The sequence below is a fragment of the Thalassovita sp. ABM4_323 genome (assembly GCF_056158665.1).
In genome coordinates this window covers 13,382-29,929 of record NZ_JBSWTS010000001.1, presented here as the reverse complement: position 1 = coordinate 29,929, position 16,548 = coordinate 13,382, and the positions used below count along the sequence as shown (strand labels likewise).

The following is a 16,548-nucleotide window of genomic DNA, read 5'->3' as shown; positions in this document are numbered from 1 at the left end:
CGTATGACTCAGGTGGATTTGGGCGGAAACGTCCGAACCGCCGGGCAGGAAGATATCTTCTTGTCCGGGGTGGTAGATATTGACGTTTTCTATGGATCAGACGGGGCGGTTGTCTATACGGCGACCCGGTCAGGTGGAGCTGGGCTGTCTTCGGTGTCGGTGACGCAAGCGGCGATCACGCAAACTGCGTTTGGTGTCTGGCCAAGTGATGTACAGCTGGGACAGGACAGTGCGCTTTTTCGTTATACGGCAGGGGATGAGGCCTATCTGGCGGTCACAGGGGTCAGCGCGGCTGGTGTTTGGCTCTATGATTTGACGGCGGATGGGGATGTGCCCTTGCGGGGGCATCTGCCTGTCGGAGAGACCCTTCCGACAGGCCTGTTGCATTTGCAGGTCCTTCAACCAGGGGGGGCCAGGCGTTTCCTGTTCGGAGTCGAAGCCGGAAAGTCCCGTATCCTTAGCTGGCAATTGGAGGAGGATGGCAGCCTAAGTGGGTTGCGAAACCAGGGAACGGATCTGATTGCAGGAACTGGCGGTATTGTGGATCTTCAGGTGCTTGAGGATCGCGAAACACCGGTGTTGCTTGCTTTGACCGGGGGGACTGACATCCTTGCCAGTTTCAGTGTTGGGGCCAGCGCTAAGATCAACCTTGTTGATCTGCACACGCAGGCTGAGGGATTGGGAATTTCCGAACCCACGGTGCTGCGGATCATGTCCGTTGCTCAGGAAGATTATGCTATCGTCGGAGCGCGGGGGAGCGGCACTTTGACGGTGTTTCACATCAGTGCTGCGGGGCGGCTGACTCCGGTTGATCATTTGATGGACAGCCCGGATACGCGGTTTGGTCATATCACTCATCTGGAAGTGGTCGAGCTGAATGGCGCGACCTATGTGTTGGCCGCCGGCGATGAGGATGGCATCAGCCTGTTTCAGCTGCTTCCGGGGGGGCGGCTGCTGCATCTGTCGACACTGGCGGACACCCTAGAGACGACGTTGGCGAATGTCTCGGCCGTGGCCATGGCAGGGTATGACGACGCTTTATCCATTGCAGTCACCAGCGAGGTTGAACCCGGATTGACCTGGATCGAAGTCAGCATGGAAACCCAGGGCGAGACTCAACTGGGTGGAGCAGGGAATGATCTGTTGTTGGGAACCAGTCGTGATGACGTTCTGTCCGGCCAAGCCGGAGATGACAGCCTGCGTGCGGGAGGCGGTGATGACGTTCTGATGGACGGGCTTGGCGAAGATACCCTGTCGGGCGGGACAGGCGTGGATGTTTTCGTGCTGTCTGCAGATGGGGCCTATGACGAGATCACGGACTTTCAGCCGGGGATCGACCGGTTGGATTTGTCGAACTGGGCCTTTCTACGCAATACAGGGCAGCTGACGATCCTGGAGCGGACGGATGGGGCAACACTGGCCTTTGGCGAAGAAGTACTGCGCTTGATCACGATCAATGGCACTTCGTTGAGTGCGGAGCAGCTGGGCGCCATGGATGTGTTGGATGGGGATCGGATGTTGTCCAGCTGGCTGCAAACTCGCAGCTTGCTGGCAGATGCGGCCACCGGAGGCAGTGGACAGGACAGCCTGACCGGCACACTGGCGCGGGATGTCCTGGACGGAGGGGCTGGCGCCGACACACTGTTGGCGTTGGCAGGGGATGACCGTTTGGATGGTGGCGCCGGGGCGGATGTGATGAACGGGGGGCCTGGGTCGGATCTGTTTGTCGTGGATGACCTGGGTGATCAGGTCATCGAAAGCCGCCGCTGGGACGGGTCTGATCACGTGCTCAGCCAAGTGGATTTCTGGCTGGCCCGCGCGCATATCGAGGACCTGACCTTAACCGGCAGTGGCAACATTCGGGGCGTCGGTAATGGGTTGGTGAATGTTCTTACCGGGAATGAGGGTGACAATATTTTGGATGGTGGCAAAAACAACGACACCATGCTGGGCGGATTGGGCGATGATATTTACTATGTGCGGGCGCCGCAGGACACGGTGATCGAACTGCCTGGCGAAGGTACGGATATCGTGCGGGCGTACCGATCCCTGCAGATCCCCGATGAGGTCGAGTTTTTGTACTTGCAGGGGTTGGCGCCCATCAACGGGGTCGGAAATGATGTCGCGAATGTCATCATCGGAAATATGGATGACAACGTGATCGTTGGGCGGAACGGGCGTGACACACTGAAAGGGCAGGGCGGGGCGGATACGTTTGTTTTTGACCGCGCCCCGGGCCGTAACAACGTGGATCGTGTGGTTGATTTCGCGCCAGGCGAAGATGTTCTTTGGATCAAGGCCAGCCTGTTCGGACTGGAGCGTGGCCCGGCCACCGGCGCAATGTGGCATGTAGGCCGAACCGCAGACGAGGCGCAGGATCGCTTGCTGTATGATCTCGATTTGGGCGGATTGTGGGTGGATCCCGATGGCTCTGGCCCGGAAAAGGCTATGCTGACATTTGTTTTACTGAATGACGTTCATTTGACCCCATCCGATATTGTGCTGTTCTGATTGGCAGATCATTGTCGGCCAGAAGGCAGGCCTTGCTCAAGGCGATGGTTGCCTGAGGAAATGACACAGCAACAGGGGTTCTCGATGTCGGTATCGGTGGCGTCCGAGCTTGAACGATACATGCTGGATCTGGTGAACGGAGCCCGCGCCGAGGAAGGCCTTCCGGCTCTGGTTCTGGAACAGCATCTGAACAGTTCCGCAGAGCTGCATTCGCAATGGGTGCTGGACGAGAATATCTTCAGCCATACCGGGGTGGGTGGCAGCACTGCCACCGAGCGCATGGAGGCCGCCGCGTTCGACTTTTCGGGGACATGGTGGTCAGGTGAGAACCTCGCCATTCAATCCGAGCGCGGGGCCGAAGGATACACGGACGATGTCTATGACCTGCATGTCAGCCTGATGAACAGTCCTGGCCATCGCGCAAACATACTACACGCAGAATACGAACTGATCGGCATTGGAATCGAGCAGGGCAGCTTTACCTACACGGATGAAGAAACAGGCCAACATGTGACCCTATACTCCGTAATGGTGACGCAAAACTTTGCCAAAACAGATGGCGTGGTCGCGTTGGACCTGGGACAGGTTCCGGTTGGGACGGCGGGGAATGATTATCTTAGCGGGACGGTGGGCGATGATACTCTGAACGGGCTTGCTGGCGACGATACGCTGGACGGTGGGGCGGGCAATGACTTGCTGATCGGTGGTCATGGGTCAGATTTTTTTTATGTCGACAGCGATGGCGACCGGGTGGCCGAAAGCCGCAAGTGGTCTGGGCATGATACGGTGATCAGCTCGGTCGATTTCCGGATGGGAAGCGCTCATATCGAAGATCTTGAGCTGACCGGCACAGCGCGCATTGGGGCTGGCAACGGGTTGATGAACCGGATCGAAGGCAACGACTCTGACAACATCCTGGATGGCGGCAAGAACGTTGACACGCTGATTGGTGGGCTTGGCGATGACCGCTACCTGATCCGTGCACCAGGAGACACGGCACGTGAACAGGCCGGGGAAGGCGTGGACGAGGTGTTGGCCTATCGCTCTTATTCCCTTGAGGCGCATGTCGAGAAGTTGTTCATGCAAACGGTTTACACGCGGGACGGAAATCCAGCGCTCTTCAACGGGATCGGCAACGGTTTGGATAACACGATTGTCGGGACACCCTTTGCCAACACGATTGTTGGGCGCGAGGGGAATGACGTGCTGAAAGGTCAGGCCGGGGACGACACGTTCGTCTTTGATCGCGAGATTGGGGCAGGCAACGTCGATCGTCTGATCGATTTTGAGACCATCCTAGGTGATGATGACACGCTGAAATTCAAAGGGTCAATTCTGGGCGGGGGGGTGGTCGCGGGTGTTCTAGATGTGGCAGATTTTGTTGCTGGCACAGCGGCAGAGGATGCCAGCGACCGGTTCATTTTCGACCAGATCTCGGGGCAGTTGTGGTTCGACGCGGATGGCTCCGGGACGACTGATCAGGTGCTTTTGGCCACGTTCGAGCAGAACGCGATCGTCCAGGCAGATGACATTTTGATTTTTTAAACCTGGCGGGGCTACTTGGTGTAATGGCCCGTCTGGTGCCAGCGCCAGGCATCCGCGATCATCAGATCCAGGGTCGAGCGTTTTGGGCGCCAGCCCAGCTCTTCTTCGGCGCGGGTGGATCCGGACACCAGCTTGGTGCAATCGCCCGCCCGGCGGGGCCCTTCGTTGAAGGGCACCTTGCAATCTGTTACGGCGGCGGCGGCGTCCATCACCTCGCGCACGGAAAAACCGCTGCCAGTGCCCAGGTTGAACACCCGGCTGCCCTTGCCAGCGGTCAGCCAGTTCACCCCCAGAACATGGGCATCCACCAGATCGCAGACATGGACATAGTCGCGAATGCAGGTGCCATCGGGCGTGTCGTAATCGGTGCCGAAAATGGTCAGCGCGTCGCGCTTGCCGTCAATCGCGTCCAGGATCAGCGGGATCAGATGGGTTTCGGGGCGGTGGAATTCGCCCACCTCGGCCTCGGGGTCGCCACCGGCCACGTTGAAATAGCGGAAGATCACCGATTTCATCCCATGAGAGGCGTCAAAGTCGCGCAGCATATCCTCGATCGCGCGTTTGGAGCCGCCATAGGCGTTGATCGGCAGCTGCACGCTGTCCTCGTTCAACACCACGTTATCCTGTTCGCCGTAGGTGGCGCAGGTCGAGGAAAAGACGAAGTTCAGACAGCCCGCCTCGGCCGCGGCCTCGATCAGGTTCAGCGATCCGCCGGTGTTGTTCAGCCAGTATTTGCCGGGGTTCGACATGCTTTCGCCGACCTGTGACAGCGCTGCGAAATGCATCACTGCTACGGGCTGGTATTGGGCAAAGACCTGATCCAGGCGGGCGCGGTCCAGCAGATCGCCCTGTTCGAAGGGGCCGAATTTCACCGCGTCCTGCCAGCCGGTGACCAGGTTGTCGAAGGTCACAGGGGTATAGTCGGCGGCCTTGAGCGCCTTACAAGCATGGCTGCCGATGTAACCGGCCCCGCCGGTTACCAGGACGTTTGGCATGGGAGCTCCTTACTGAGCGGCCTTGTCGGTATGGGTGATGGCTTGCAGGTAATCCATCAGCTCGTCGCGCAGATCCGAGCGCGACAGGCCAAAGGCGATGGTCGCCTGCAAGAAGCCCGCCTTGGAGCCGCAATCGAAGCGTTCGCCGTTGAAGCGCAACCCGTAAACGCCGCGCCCTTCGGTGATTTCGCGCGCGATGGCGTCGGTCAGCTGGATTTCACCACCCGCACCGGTTTCCTTTTTATCTAGTGTTTTCAATACGTTGGGCGACAGTATGTAGCGGCCGATCACGGCCAGGTTCGACGGTTCGGTGCCCGCGGGGGGCTTTTCCACCATGCCATTGACCGACACGACCTTGCCCATGTCCTCTTTGACGTCCAGAACCCCGTAGGCCGAGACCTTTTCGGGCGGGACCTCCATCGCGGCGACCATGCTGCCGCCGGTTTCTTCATAGGCTTCGACCATCTGTTGCAAACAGGGTTTTTCGGCCGCGATCACGTCATCGGGCAGGATCACCGCGAAGGGTTCGTCATGGATCAGGCGACGGGCGCACCACACGGCGTGGCCCAGGCCCAGGGCTTGCGCCTGGCGAATATAAGCCACGGCGCCGCTTTCCATATTGGTGGTTTCCAGGACTTCCAGCAGCTTGGTCTTGTTTTTCTTGCGCAGCTCGTCTTCCAGATAGGGGCGCTGGTCAAAGTAATCCTCAAGCGCGGATTTGCCGCGCGAGGTGACAAAAATGAACTCTTCGATGCCGGCGGCGCGGGCTTCGTCGATGGCGTATTGGACCAGCGGGCGGTCGACCAGTGTCATGATCTCTTTGGGGACGGATTTCGTAGCGGGCAAAAAGCGTGTTCCCAAACCAGCAACCGGAAAAATCGCTTTGGTAACCTTGCGTGTCATCATGAAGTCCTTTGAAAATAGATTTGCGTGGAATTCTACCGGAAGCCCCGGTCAGGTTTCCACCGTTGTTTTACGGTATGTGCTGTGTGTTTAGGCGATTTCTGTCCGATAGGCTGGAAAATGCCCATTCTATGGGTCATCGGAGGAGTCCGGGCGCGTGCTTATCCTTGGTGCTGCTGAAAATAGTGCAACAATTGCCGGGTCGAGCCGTCTTTGCCGTCACTGCTGGCCTGTCCGTCCAGAATCGGGCGCAGGGTGGTGGCCAGTTCCTTGCCCAGTTCCACCCCCCATTGATCGAACGAGTTGAGCCCCAGGATCACGCCCTCGACGAACACCCGGTGTTCATAAAGGGCCACGATCTGGCCCAGCCGGTAGGGCGTCAGCAGATCATATATCAGCGTGCTTGACGGGCGGTTGCCCGGGAAGGTCCGGTGATGGGCCAGCTTTTCGGCCTCGGCCCCGGTCAGCCCGGCGGCATGGGCCTCGGCCAGGGCAGCCTCAAACGAGCGCCCCTGCATCAGCGCCTCGGACTGGGCCAGGCAATTGGCCACCAGCAGGCTGTGCTGATGCGCCAGATCGGGTTCATGCCCGCGCGCCCCCAGCAGGAATTCGCACGGCACCACCGAGGTGCCCTGGTGGATCAGCTGATAAAAGGCATGCTGGCCATTGGTGCCCGGCTCGCCCCAGACAACGGGGCCGGTGGGGGTGTCCAGGGGGGTGCCATCCATGGCGACGCGCTTGCCGTTACTTTCCATTTCCAGCTGCTGCAAATAGGCGGGCAGGCGGGTCAGGCGTTGTTCATAGGGCAGCACGGCGCGGGTGGGATAGCCGCAGATCTGGTGGTGCCAGATGCCGACCAGGGCCAGCAGGACCGGCAGGTTCTGGGCCAGGGGCGCATCCCGAAAATGCGCATCCATCGACGCACCGCCCGCCAGGAAGGCGTCAAAATCCTCGGGGCCGATCGCCATCATCAGGCTCAGCCCGATGGGCCCCCACATGGAATAGCGCCCCCCGACCCAATCCTCGAAGCCAAAGACACGCTCGGGCGGGATGCCGAATGCGGCGGTTTTTTCGTCACTGGTGGACAGGGCCACGAATTGCGCGGCCGGCTGATCCACCGAGGCCGCCATCCAGCGCCGGGCGGTGTCGGCGTTGGTCATGGTTTCAACCGTGGTGAAGGTTTTCGAGGCGACGATCACCAGCGTGGTTTGCGGATCCAGCGGCGCCAGCACGTCCTGCACATGCGCCCCATCCACGTTGGAGACGAAATGCGTGCGCGGCCCGTCACAATAGGGCGCCAGCGCCAGCGTGCCCATCACCGGCCCCAGATCCGAGCCGCCGATGCCGATATTGACCACATCGGTAATGGCGCCGCCCTGCCCGGTGAAGGCTCCGCTGCGCACGGCATTGGCAAAATCGGCCATACGGGCGCGGGTGGCCAGGACCTCGGGCATGATATCGGCGCCATCCACCCGGATCTGCGTGCCTTGGGGGGCGCGCAGGGCTGTATGCAGCACGGCGCGGTCCTCGGTTTCGTTGATCTTGTCGCCCCCCAGCATGGCGGCGCGTTTGCCCGGCACATCTGCGGCCTGGGCCAGGTCGATCAGGGCGTTCAGAACCGGGGTGTCGATCGCGGTTTTGCTGAAATCGAACAGCATCCCGTCAAAAGCGCAGGAAAACCGCTGGGCACGGTCGGGATCGGCGGCGAAAAGCGCGGCGATGTCAGCCGCAGCTGCCTGGCTGTGCAGGCGGCGCAAAGTATCCCAAGGCATCATCAAATCTTTAAACATGTCAGTTTCAGGCAGGCTATCCCAGGGGGCAGGTGGGAACAACAGGGAGCAGAGGAAACGGGCGTAAATTTCCCGTTGAATGAGCGCAGATCAGGCAGCTGGGTGGATCGTGACCTTATAGCTGAAGGGGCGAGCCTGCCCCTGGGGCAACTGGATCGCGTTGGGACGGTCCTCGATGGCGGGGCCATCGGTGGTGCGGGCGGCGGTGCCGTGCCAGGGCTCGATACACAGGAAGGGCGCGCCGGGCTTGGTCCACAGCGCCAGATCGGGCAGGTTTTCAAAGGCAAAGGTCAGGCGGGGGCCCTGAGCGTGATCGTGCTGCGGCCCATAGTCGAGCCCGGGGATGCCTGCATTCGGAAACAGCATCGCATCGGCCTCAAACAGGCTCTGATCCAGCTCTAAACGGCCCTTTTCAAAGGGCGAGGGCAGGCGCTCGGGGGGCAGCAGACCATCCTGAAGGCGGGCCATATCAGGGGCGCTGCCATCTGACAGGGTCACGTGATGGGGCTGGCCTTCGGCGCCGGGCAAGGGCCAGCGAAACGCCGGGTGAAAGCCCAGGCCAAAGGGCAGGGGATCTGTCCCAGTATTGGTTACGGTGGCCGTCACGCTGAGGGTATTGCCTTGCAGGCTGTGGGTCAGCTCCAGCCGGAAATCGGGGGGGTAAACGGCGCGGATCGCCTCGGTCGGGGTCAGCACATGGGTACAGCTGGTCTGATCGGCCTCTCGCAGGGCAAACCGGCTGCGCCGGGCGAATCCGTGCTGGGACATGTCGGCCAGATGATCGCCCACGCGGATCTGATCCCCCGGCGCACGGCCCACGATGGGAAACAGGATCGGCGCGCGGCCGCTCCAGTATTGCGCATCCCCATTCCACAGGTAATCGCGGCCCTTTGCGTCTTGCAGGCTTTGCATCTCGGCGCCCAACGCGCTGACCGTGACAGACAGCTGGTCGTTCGAAATCTGGATCAGGTCATCTGTCAGGGTATTTGTCATGGGGCGCGTCCTGTGTCAGAGGCTTTTTGCCAGGCTATCAAAGCCACGCAACGTTTTTATCAAACCGGCCATCTGATCGACCGGAATCATGTTCGGCCCGTCGCTGGGGGCGGTGTCCGGATCCTGATGGGTTTCGATGAACAGGGCCGAGACGCCAACCGCGCAGGCCGCGCGCGCCAGAACCGGGGCGAATTCACGCTGCCCGCCGCTGGTGGTGCCTTGCCCGCCGGGTTGCTGCACCGAGTGGGTCGCGTCAAACACCGTGGGGTATCCCGTCTGCGCCATGACCGGCAGGCCGCGAAAATCCGTGACCAGCGTGTTATAGCCAAACGAGGTGCCCCGGTCGCACAGCATGATCCGGTCATTGCCGGTGCTGGCGATTTTCTCGGCCACGTTGCCCATGTCCCAGGGCGCCAGGAACTGGCCCTTTTTGACGTTGATCGCAGCCCCGGTTTCGCCCGCCGCCAGCAGCAGATCGGTCTGGCGGCACAGGAAGGCGGGGATTTGCAGCACGTCGCAGACCTCAGCCGCGGGGGCACATTGGGCGGCGTCATGCACATCGGTCAGGATCGGCACGCCGAATTCGGCTTTGATCTGGGCCAGGATTTCCAAGCCCTTGTCCATGCCCAGCCCCCGCTGGGTGGAAATCGACGAGCGGTTGGCCTTGTCATAGCTGGCCTTGAAAATGAACTGCGTGCCGGTTTCAGAACAGGCCTCGGCGATCTTTTCGGCCATCATGCGGGCGTGATCCAGGCTTTCCAGCTGGCAAGGCCCGGTGATCAGCGCGATGGGGTTTGACCCGCCGATCTGAATGTCGCCGATCGTGACTGTTTTCGTCTCTGTTACAGCGGATTCTTGCATGGCTTACAGCTCCTTCAGGACCGAGTTGATGCGGGCGATATCTTCGGGGTTGTTGAGCTCCCAGAACACCCGGCCGCGCCCTTCGACCTGCACGCAGGCCACGGTTTGACCGTTTTCCAGGAACCGCAGCTGTTCCAGCCCCTCGCGTTTTTCCAGCGCCCCTTCGGGCCAGCCGGTATAGGCGCGCAGGGCACTGGGGCGATAGGCATAGACGCCCACGTGGTGATAGACGGGAATATCGCCGTCGGGCACCTTGTCAGGGTCGATATAAGGGATGACCTCTTTGGAGAAATACATCCCGTGACCGGCGCGATTGAACACAGCCGTGGTGCCGCCCACGCGGCCGGCTTTGCGGTCCTCGACGAAATGGCCATAGGTCAGCGGATCGCATTGCAGCACGGGCGTGGCGACCTGGGCGGCCGGATCGCGCGCCATGGCGGCGATCAGATCCTCGATGAACCATTCCGGCGTCAGGGGCGCATCGCCTTGCAGGTTGACCACCAGATCAGCCTCGACATCGCCATTGGCGACAGCTTCTGCGCAGCGGGCGGTGCCATTTTCGGCCTCGGGGCTGGTCATGATCACGCTGGCGCCAAAGTCCTGGGCATGGTCGCGTATACGGTCATCATCGGTGACCACATGGACCTCGGCCACGCCTTGCACGCGCAGCGCGGCCTCCCAGCTAAGCCGGATCAGGGATTTCTTCTCGCCCGAGGGCAGGGTCAGTTCGGCCAGCGGTTTGCCCGGATAGCGGGTTGAGGCATAGCGGGCGGGGATCAGGATCACGGTTTTCATCAGGAACCTTTCAGACAACGCCTGCGCGCAGCAGGTCATGCAGATGCAGGATGCCCACGGGGGCGTTGGTGTCATCGACCACAAAGAGCGTGGTGATCTTGCGTTCATTCATCAGCGCCAGGGCCTGCGCGGCCAGCAGGGTAGGGGCGACGGTCACAGGGCCCATCGTGGCCACGTCTCCGGCGGTGCTGTCCATCAGGTGGGTCATGTTGCGCCGCAAGTCGCCATCAGAGACGATTCCAGCCAAACTGCGCCCCTTCAGCACGCCCACGGTGCCAAATCCCTTGGAGGTCATCTCGATCAGGGCATCGGACATGGGGGTGTCTGTCTGCACCAGCGGCAGGGCGTCCACCCCGTGCATCAATTGCGCCACGGTGGACAGCTGCGCGCCCAGCTTGCCGCCCGGATGGAAGGTGCGGAACTGGTCGGGCTGGAAATTGCGCTGCTCCATCAGGGCCACGGCCAGCGCGTCGCCCAAAGCCAGCGCCAGCGTGGTCGAAGTGGTGGGGGCCATGCCCATCGGGCAGGCCTCGGGGGCGGGGGGCAGCAGCAGGCGATGGTCTGCCGCCTGCATCAGCGTGCTGTCATTGCGCGAGGAAATCGCCACCAGCGGAATGGAAAACCGGCGGGTATGGGCCAGGATATCGCCCAGCTCCTGGGTTTCGCCGGAATTGGAAATCAGGATGCAGATGTCATCAGGCGTGATCATGCCCAGATCGCCGTGGCTGGCCTCGGAGGCATGCACAAAGAACGAGGGCGTCCCGGTCGAGGCAAAGGTGGCCGAGATCTTGCGCCCCACATGGCCCGATTTGCCGATGCCGGCCACGATAACGCGGCCCTTGGTGTCCAGGATCAGGCGGATCACGGCGGCGAAATCGGCGGGCAGGTGGGTCGATAACAGGCGCAAGGCTTCGGCCTCGATCTCCAGCACATGACGAGCCGAGGCCACGATCTGCGGGTCAGCCCCGCGGTCATTTGGGATTTGATCACTCATGTTTCTGCAATGTCACAGGACCATGGGCCGTTCAACAGCGAACACCGTCCGTATGCCTGTGGGTCTCGGTTGTCTGGCCCGCGCAGCGGCGTTTCGCCGGTGGGGTGGGTTTTCACTCCGGTACACCCCGAGGTGGTATAATCTACTTGGTCGCCACATAGAATCAGCGCGGTGCACGGTGTTGGTGCACTGCGCGGTGGCGGTTTCAACGTGTGTTTTCTTTTGGGAGATTTCAAATGGCGACTAAAATTGTAAACGGCCAAAGCACGATCACCGGCTCTCGTGGCGCGGACACGCTGATCGGGGGCAACATACCGGACTCGATCTTTGGCGGCAGCAGCCATGATCTGCTTATGGGGTTAAATGGCCCCGACTTGCTTAGGGGTGGTAACGGGTCGGACCGGCTTTTTGGTGGCTCGGGCAATGACACGCTGGGGGGCGGTGACGGCCCGGACCTGCTGAACGGCGGCACCGGTGATGACCTGATGATTGGCGGCAATGGCAACGACAACTACCATGTGGATTCCGCTGGCGACAGGATTGTTGAAAAGGCAAATGGCGGCACAGATTCAGTCTTTACCACTCTGCACGCCACCAACCTGGCGGCCCCTTTGGAAAACCTGTTTCTGCGCGGGCAGGCCCGGATCGGCAACGGCAACAATCAAGACAACATCATCCACGGCAATGCCTTCGATAACCTGCTGCAAGGCAATGGCGGCGATGACATGCTGATCGGGAACGCAGGGGATGACACGCTGAAAGGCGGCTATGGCAGCGATACCCTGTCCGGCGGCGCGGGCAGCGACACCTATTTTGTAGCCCTGGGCGATGTGGTGCACGAGGCGTTTGTGGCGGCGCAAAACAACGAGGTCGATACGGTCATCTCTTTTGTCTCTTTCATCGGGGGGATCACCGCCCATATCGAAAACATCCGCCTGCTTGGCACCAGAGACATCAACGCCACGCGCGGGGATTTTGCGACCACTGCGGGCGAGCTGCGCGGCAATTCCGGCAACAACATCCTGGATGGGTCCAGCCAGGCCGTGGACGTCATGCTGGGCGGGCAGGGGGACGATATCTATGTGGTCGAGAACCCCAAAGACCGCGTGATCGAAGGCGCGGGGGCTGGCGTTGACCTGGTGCGCAGCACAGTGAGCCACAGTCTGAGCGCCCATGTGGAGCAGTTGGAACTACAGGGCAGTGGCAATCTCAACGGCATCGGCAATGGCATTGCCAATACGCTGACCGGGAATGCCGGGAACAACGTGCTCAACGGGCGCGAAGGCAACGACACGCTGACCGGTGGTGACGGTGCCGACGCCTTTGTGTTCACCCGCGCCCTAGGACCAACCAACGTGGACACGATCACTGACATGGCAGCCGAGGACACGATCCTGCTGCACAGCAATGTCTTTACCGCACTCAGCGCGGGCGCCTTGCCTGCCTCGGCCCTGGCCTTTGGCACGGCGGCATCTGATGCCGATGACCGGATCATTTATGACCAAAGCACGGGTGAGCTGTATTATGACGCCGATGGCACCGGGACCGAGGCACAGGTGCTCTTTGCTGTGCTCGACAACCAGACCCTGATCAACGCGGATGTGTTCGAGATTGTGTAACCCTGATTAAGGAGACCCCCAATGGCGACCACGATTGTCAACGGCCAAAGCACCATCACCGGCACCCGTGGCCAGGACACGCTGACCGGGAGTGATATTCCGGACTCTATTTTCGGCGGCAGCAGCCATGATCTGCTCATGGGGTTAGGAGGGCCGGACCTTCTGCGAGGTGGAGAAGGATCAGACACCCTGCTTGGAGGCCAGGGCAATGACACGCTTGGGGGGAACCAAGGCCCGGACGTGCTGGATGGCGGACCTGGCGGTGATCTGATGGTCGGCGGCCCGGGAGATGACGACTACTATGTGGACTCCAAAGACGACCGGATTGTGGAAAAGGCAGATGGCGGGACCGACTCACTTTTTATCACTCTGGATACCATCTTGGCCCCAGCCCTGGAAAACCTCTACCTGGGCGGCGAGGCCCGGATCGGTATCGGGAACGATGGGAACAATCACATTGGCGGGAATGAATTCGACAATGTGCTGCGCGGTGGCTTCGGCAGAGATGTTCTGATTGGGTTTGCTGGCAATGACACATTGCTGGGAGGACCCGGCAATGACCAGATGAATGGTGGGGCAGGCATCGACTATATGGCAGGCGGTGGCGGGGACGACACCTATTACGTTGATGATCCACGGGACCGGGTGGTTGAAAGCTCCCTCGCGGGCAGTGATACGCTGTATTCAACGTTTGACATCACCCTCGCACCGGCCCTGGAACATCTCTATTTGGTGGGGTCCGCCCGCATCGGCATCGGCAACGGCAAGGCCAACCGGATCCGCGGCAACGACGAGGACAACCTGTTGCAGGGCAATGGTGGGGCAGACACGCTGGCCGGCGGTCTCGGCGATGACACCCTGAAAGGCGGCGGCGGGTTTGATGTCTTCGAGGGCAGCGAAGGCAGCGATACCTATTTTGTCACTGGATTCCGGGACGTTTTGCGTGGGGAACACACATGGCGCGCAGGCAGTGACACGGTTGTGACATCTCTGAGCTTTGCCGGATCTGAGATCGCAGACATCGAAGTCATCCGACTGGTGGGCAGCGGAGACGCCAATGCAGCCCGCTATGATCTTGGGGTCAAAGAAGGTGAACTGCATGGCAACGCTGGCACCAATGTGCTGGAGGGGTCCAGCCAGGCCAAGGACCTCATGCTCGGAAGGCTGGGGGATGACATCTATGTGGTCAAACACAAGCAGGATGTGGTGATCGAGGGCGCCAATGCCGGAACCGACACCGTACGCAGCGCTGTCAACTACGCGCTGACCGCCCATGTGGAACAGCTGGAACTGCAGGGCGATCGTGATCTCAAGGGGGGCGGCAACAAGCTGGACAACGTCCTTGTCGGAAATTCCGGGCGCAACACGCTCAATGGCCGCGAGGGCAATGACACGTTGGCTGGTGGCGATGGCCCAGACACTTTTGTGTTCTCTCGAGCTTTGGGTCCAACCAACGTGGACACGATCACTGACATGGCAGCCGAGGACACGATCCTGCTGCACAGCAATGTCTTTACCGCACTCAGCGCGGGCGCCTTGCCTGCCTCGGCCCTGGCCTTTGGCACGGCGGCATCTGATGCCGATGACCGGATCATTTATGACCAAAGCACGGGTGAGCTGTATTATGACGCCGATGGCTCTGGGGTTGGGGCGCAGGTGCTGTTTGCCGTGCTCGAGAACACGCCCGCAGTGACTACGGATATGTTCGCGATTGTGTGAGGAAAGACCATGGCGCTTCTTCAAGGCACCCGCTTCGGAGACCCTCTGACCGGAGGGGCGGATGACGATACGCTTCTGGGAGGGGCAGGGCGGGACACCCTGGAGGGGGGCGCCGGGAATGACCGGCTTGATGGGGGCAATGACGCCGATTCCCTGCTTGGCGGAGAAGGGGATGACACATTGGTTGGCGGGTCTGGACCTGACACGCTGGCCGGAGGAGATGGGTCGGACACCTATGTGCTGACATCGAACCTTGTTACCCGTAACGGTGTCTTCCTGCAGGAAGACACCGTGATCGAGCAGGCCACAGACAGCGGCATCGATCATGTGATCACAGACAGTCGTCTTGATGTCCGGCAGCAGCATATTGAGAATATCTCGATTGTCGGAAGGAACGGCGATGTCCTTGTCCGTGCCAATAACCTCAACAATGTGGTGCAAATAGCACCAAGCGAAGACTACTTCTCCATTGAGGTGCACACCTATGGGGGCGCGGATTTGATCCGCGGCTCGGCTGGCCGTGATCGTATTTTTGCGGGCGCCGGTAACGACACTCTGATTGGCGGCGCCAGAGGGGACCGGCTGGATGGCGGCGTCGGGGCGGATGTGATGTCAGGTGGTTCGGGCAACGACACCTATTTTGTCGATAATGCCGGGGACCGGATCATCGAAGGTGCTGACGGTGGGACAGAGGACACTGTGTTTACAGTGTTCGACACCGTTCTTCCCGCTGCATTGGAAAATTTGTACCTGATCGGATCGGCCCGCATCGGGATTGGCAACGCAAAAGACAACCGCATTCAGGGCAATAACGAAGACAACCTGCTGTACGGAAACGGTGGAGATGACACCCTGACCGGAGGTAACGGCGATGACACGCTGCGCGGCGGCGCCGGGGCGGACTTGTACTATGGTTACGACGGTAGCGACACCTTCTTTGTTATGGATCCCGGGGACACCGTCTCTGAAGAAGAAACCATTCGCGAGGGTAGCGATACGGTGGTGACCAATCAGGGTTTTACCGGCAATCGCTTTGCAGATATCGAAAACATCCACCTGGTCGGCAGTGGTGACATCGATGCGGTGCGCTACGACAGCACCCTCTTATGGGAGACCGTGCGCCCCGGCGAGCTGCGCGGCAATTCTGGCAACAATCTTTTGGACGGCGCCAGCCGGGTCGCGGACACCATGCTGGGCGGTCACGGCGACGATATTTATATGGTCGAAAACAAAGGCGACGTGGTGATCGAAGGCGTCAACGCCGGGACCGACACCGTGCGCAGCACCATCAATTACGCGCTGACCGCCCATGTGGAACAGCTGGAACTACAGGGCGATCGTGATCTTAAGGGGATCGGGAACGGTCTGGACAACGTGATAGTCGGCAACTCCGGCGACAACGCGATCAACGGACGTGAGGGCAGCGATACCCTGACCGGTGGGGCCGGGGAAGATACCTTTGTGTTCTCACGCGCGCTAGGGCCTGATAATGTCGACACGATCATGGATCTATCACGCAATGCCGATACGATCCTGCTGCACAGCAATGTCTTTACCGCTTTGTCCGGTATGGCAGGGGGGCGGCTAGTAGCCTCGGCTCTCAGGGGGGGCACCGAGGCAGCGGACGCCAATGACCGGATCATTTATGACCGGACTACGGGTGCGCTGTACTATGACGCCGATGGCACAGGAGGCCAGGCGCAGATACTGTTTGCGGTCCTGGATAATCAGACACTGATCAGTGCGGATGTGTTCGAAATTGCGTGACATAGCTGTCGCGCGAACACCTATGCAAAAGGCCACCCAGTTGGGTGGCCTTTGGT

General features: G+C 60.6%; 12 protein-coding genes. 5 read left to right on the top strand and 7 right to left on the bottom strand.

Annotated features, from left to right (window positions below; translation table 11 throughout):
- The first annotated feature begins 3 nt into the window (after nt 1-3).
- The gene (locus tag ACXADQ_RS00105; RefSeq protein WP_475313571.1) at nt 4-2,511 is read left to right on the top strand and encodes a calcium-binding protein; all 2,508 of its coding nucleotides are present in this window, start codon (nt 4-6) and stop codon (nt 2,509-2,511) included.
- A 60-nt stretch (nt 2,512-2,571) separates the two neighbouring features.
- On the top strand, nt 2,572-4,056 hold the full coding sequence (locus ACXADQ_RS00100; RefSeq protein WP_475313567.1) for a CAP domain-containing protein: 1,485 nt from the start codon (nt 2,572-2,574) through the stop codon (nt 4,054-4,056).
- A gap of 11 nt (nt 4,057-4,067) precedes the next feature.
- Here the strand turns inward: ACXADQ_RS00100 and galE are convergent, their stop codons facing one another.
- The 7 genes from galE to ACXADQ_RS00065 all read right to left on the bottom strand — a co-directional run bounded on the left by galE (nt 4,068) and on the right by ACXADQ_RS00065 (nt 11,387).
- On the bottom strand, nt 4,068-5,051 hold the full coding sequence (gene galE / locus ACXADQ_RS00095; RefSeq protein ID WP_475313563.1) for a UDP-glucose 4-epimerase GalE: 984 nt from the start codon (nt 5,049-5,051) through the stop codon (nt 4,068-4,070).
- A gap of 9 nt (nt 5,052-5,060) precedes the next feature.
- Nucleotides 5,061-5,954: a UTP--glucose-1-phosphate uridylyltransferase GalU gene (gene galU / locus ACXADQ_RS00090; RefSeq protein WP_475313558.1), complete on the bottom strand. Its 894-nt coding sequence runs from the start codon at nt 5,952-5,954 to the stop codon at nt 5,061-5,063.
- A gap of 161 nt (nt 5,955-6,115) precedes the next feature.
- Nucleotides 6,116-7,729, bottom strand: a complete 1,614-nt coding sequence (gene pgi / locus ACXADQ_RS00085) for a glucose-6-phosphate isomerase (protein ID WP_475313663.1) — start codon at nt 7,727-7,729, stop codon at nt 6,116-6,118.
- A 105-nt stretch (nt 7,730-7,834) separates the two neighbouring features.
- On the bottom strand, nt 7,835-8,737 hold the full coding sequence (locus ACXADQ_RS00080; protein WP_475313554.1) for an aldose 1-epimerase family protein: 903 nt from the start codon (nt 8,735-8,737) through the stop codon (nt 7,835-7,837).
- A 15-nt stretch (nt 8,738-8,752) separates the two neighbouring features.
- A complete protein-coding gene (kdsA, locus tag ACXADQ_RS00075; RefSeq protein ID WP_475313549.1) occupies nt 8,753-9,598 on the bottom strand; it encodes a 3-deoxy-8-phosphooctulonate synthase in 846 nt (281 codons plus the stop codon).
- A gap of 3 nt (nt 9,599-9,601) precedes the next feature.
- The gene (locus ACXADQ_RS00070) at nt 9,602-10,393 is read right to left on the bottom strand and encodes a 3-deoxy-manno-octulosonate cytidylyltransferase (protein ID WP_475313544.1); all 792 of its coding nucleotides are present in this window, start codon (nt 10,391-10,393) and stop codon (nt 9,602-9,604) included.
- Nucleotides 10,394-10,403: 10 nt separating this feature from the next.
- On the bottom strand, nt 10,404-11,387 hold the full coding sequence (locus ACXADQ_RS00065) for a KpsF/GutQ family sugar-phosphate isomerase (RefSeq protein WP_475313540.1): 984 nt from the start codon (nt 11,385-11,387) through the stop codon (nt 10,404-10,406).
- A gap of 236 nt (nt 11,388-11,623) precedes the next feature.
- Here ACXADQ_RS00065 and ACXADQ_RS00060 point away from each other — a divergent pair, with 236 nt between their 5' ends.
- Genes ACXADQ_RS00060 through ACXADQ_RS00050 form a run of 3 tightly spaced genes read left to right on the top strand, consistent with a single transcriptional unit; the run spans nt 11,624 to nt 16,492 of the window.
- Entirely contained in the window at nt 11,624-13,006 is a 1,383-nt protein-coding gene (locus ACXADQ_RS00060; RefSeq protein WP_475313536.1) for a calcium-binding protein, read from the top strand.
- Nucleotides 13,007-13,027: 21 nt separating this feature from the next.
- Nucleotides 13,028-14,725 (top strand): calcium-binding protein, encoded by a 1,698-nt coding sequence (locus ACXADQ_RS00055; RefSeq protein WP_475313531.1) that lies wholly within the window; start codon nt 13,028-13,030, stop codon nt 14,723-14,725.
- A gap of 9 nt (nt 14,726-14,734) precedes the next feature.
- Nucleotides 14,735-16,492 carry a calcium-binding protein gene (locus ACXADQ_RS00050; RefSeq protein ID WP_475313527.1) on the top strand — a complete coding sequence of 586 codons (1,758 nt, stop codon included), beginning with the start codon at nt 14,735-14,737 and terminating at the stop codon, nt 16,490-16,492.
- Nucleotides 16,493-16,548: the final 56 nt, after the last annotated feature.

Coding starts and splice junctions, on each gene's coding strand:
- ACXADQ_RS00055 (WP_475313531.1), top strand. CDS start 13,028: ATGGCGACCACGATTGTCAACGGCCAAAGCACCATCACCGGCACCCGT.
- galE (WP_475313563.1), bottom strand. CDS start 5,051: ATGCCAAACGTCCTGGTAACCGGCGGGGCCGGTTACATCGGCAGCCAT.
- pgi (WP_475313663.1), bottom strand. CDS start 7,729: ATGATGCCTTGGGATACTTTGCGCCGCCTGCACAGCCAGGCAGCTGCG.
- ACXADQ_RS00070 (WP_475313544.1), bottom strand. CDS start 10,393: ATGAAAACCGTGATCCTGATCCCCGCCCGCTATGCCTCAACCCGCTAT.
- ACXADQ_RS00100 (WP_475313567.1), top strand. CDS start 2,572: ATGACACAGCAACAGGGGTTCTCGATGTCGGTATCGGTGGCGTCCGAG.
- ACXADQ_RS00060 (WP_475313536.1), top strand. CDS start 11,624: ATGGCGACTAAAATTGTAAACGGCCAAAGCACGATCACCGGCTCTCGT.
- ACXADQ_RS00050 (WP_475313527.1), top strand. CDS start 14,735: ATGGCGCTTCTTCAAGGCACCCGCTTCGGAGACCCTCTGACCGGAGGG.
- ACXADQ_RS00080 (WP_475313554.1), bottom strand. CDS start 8,737: ATGACAAATACCCTGACAGATGACCTGATCCAGATTTCGAACGACCAG.
- galU (WP_475313558.1), bottom strand. CDS start 5,954: ATGACACGCAAGGTTACCAAAGCGATTTTTCCGGTTGCTGGTTTGGGA.
- kdsA (WP_475313549.1), bottom strand. CDS start 9,598: ATGCAAGAATCCGCTGTAACAGAGACGAAAACAGTCACGATCGGCGAC.
- ACXADQ_RS00105 (WP_475313571.1), top strand. CDS start 4: ATGACTCAGGTGGATTTGGGCGGAAACGTCCGAACCGCCGGGCAGGAA.
- ACXADQ_RS00065 (WP_475313540.1), bottom strand. CDS start 11,387: ATGAGTGATCAAATCCCAAATGACCGCGGGGCTGACCCGCAGATCGTG.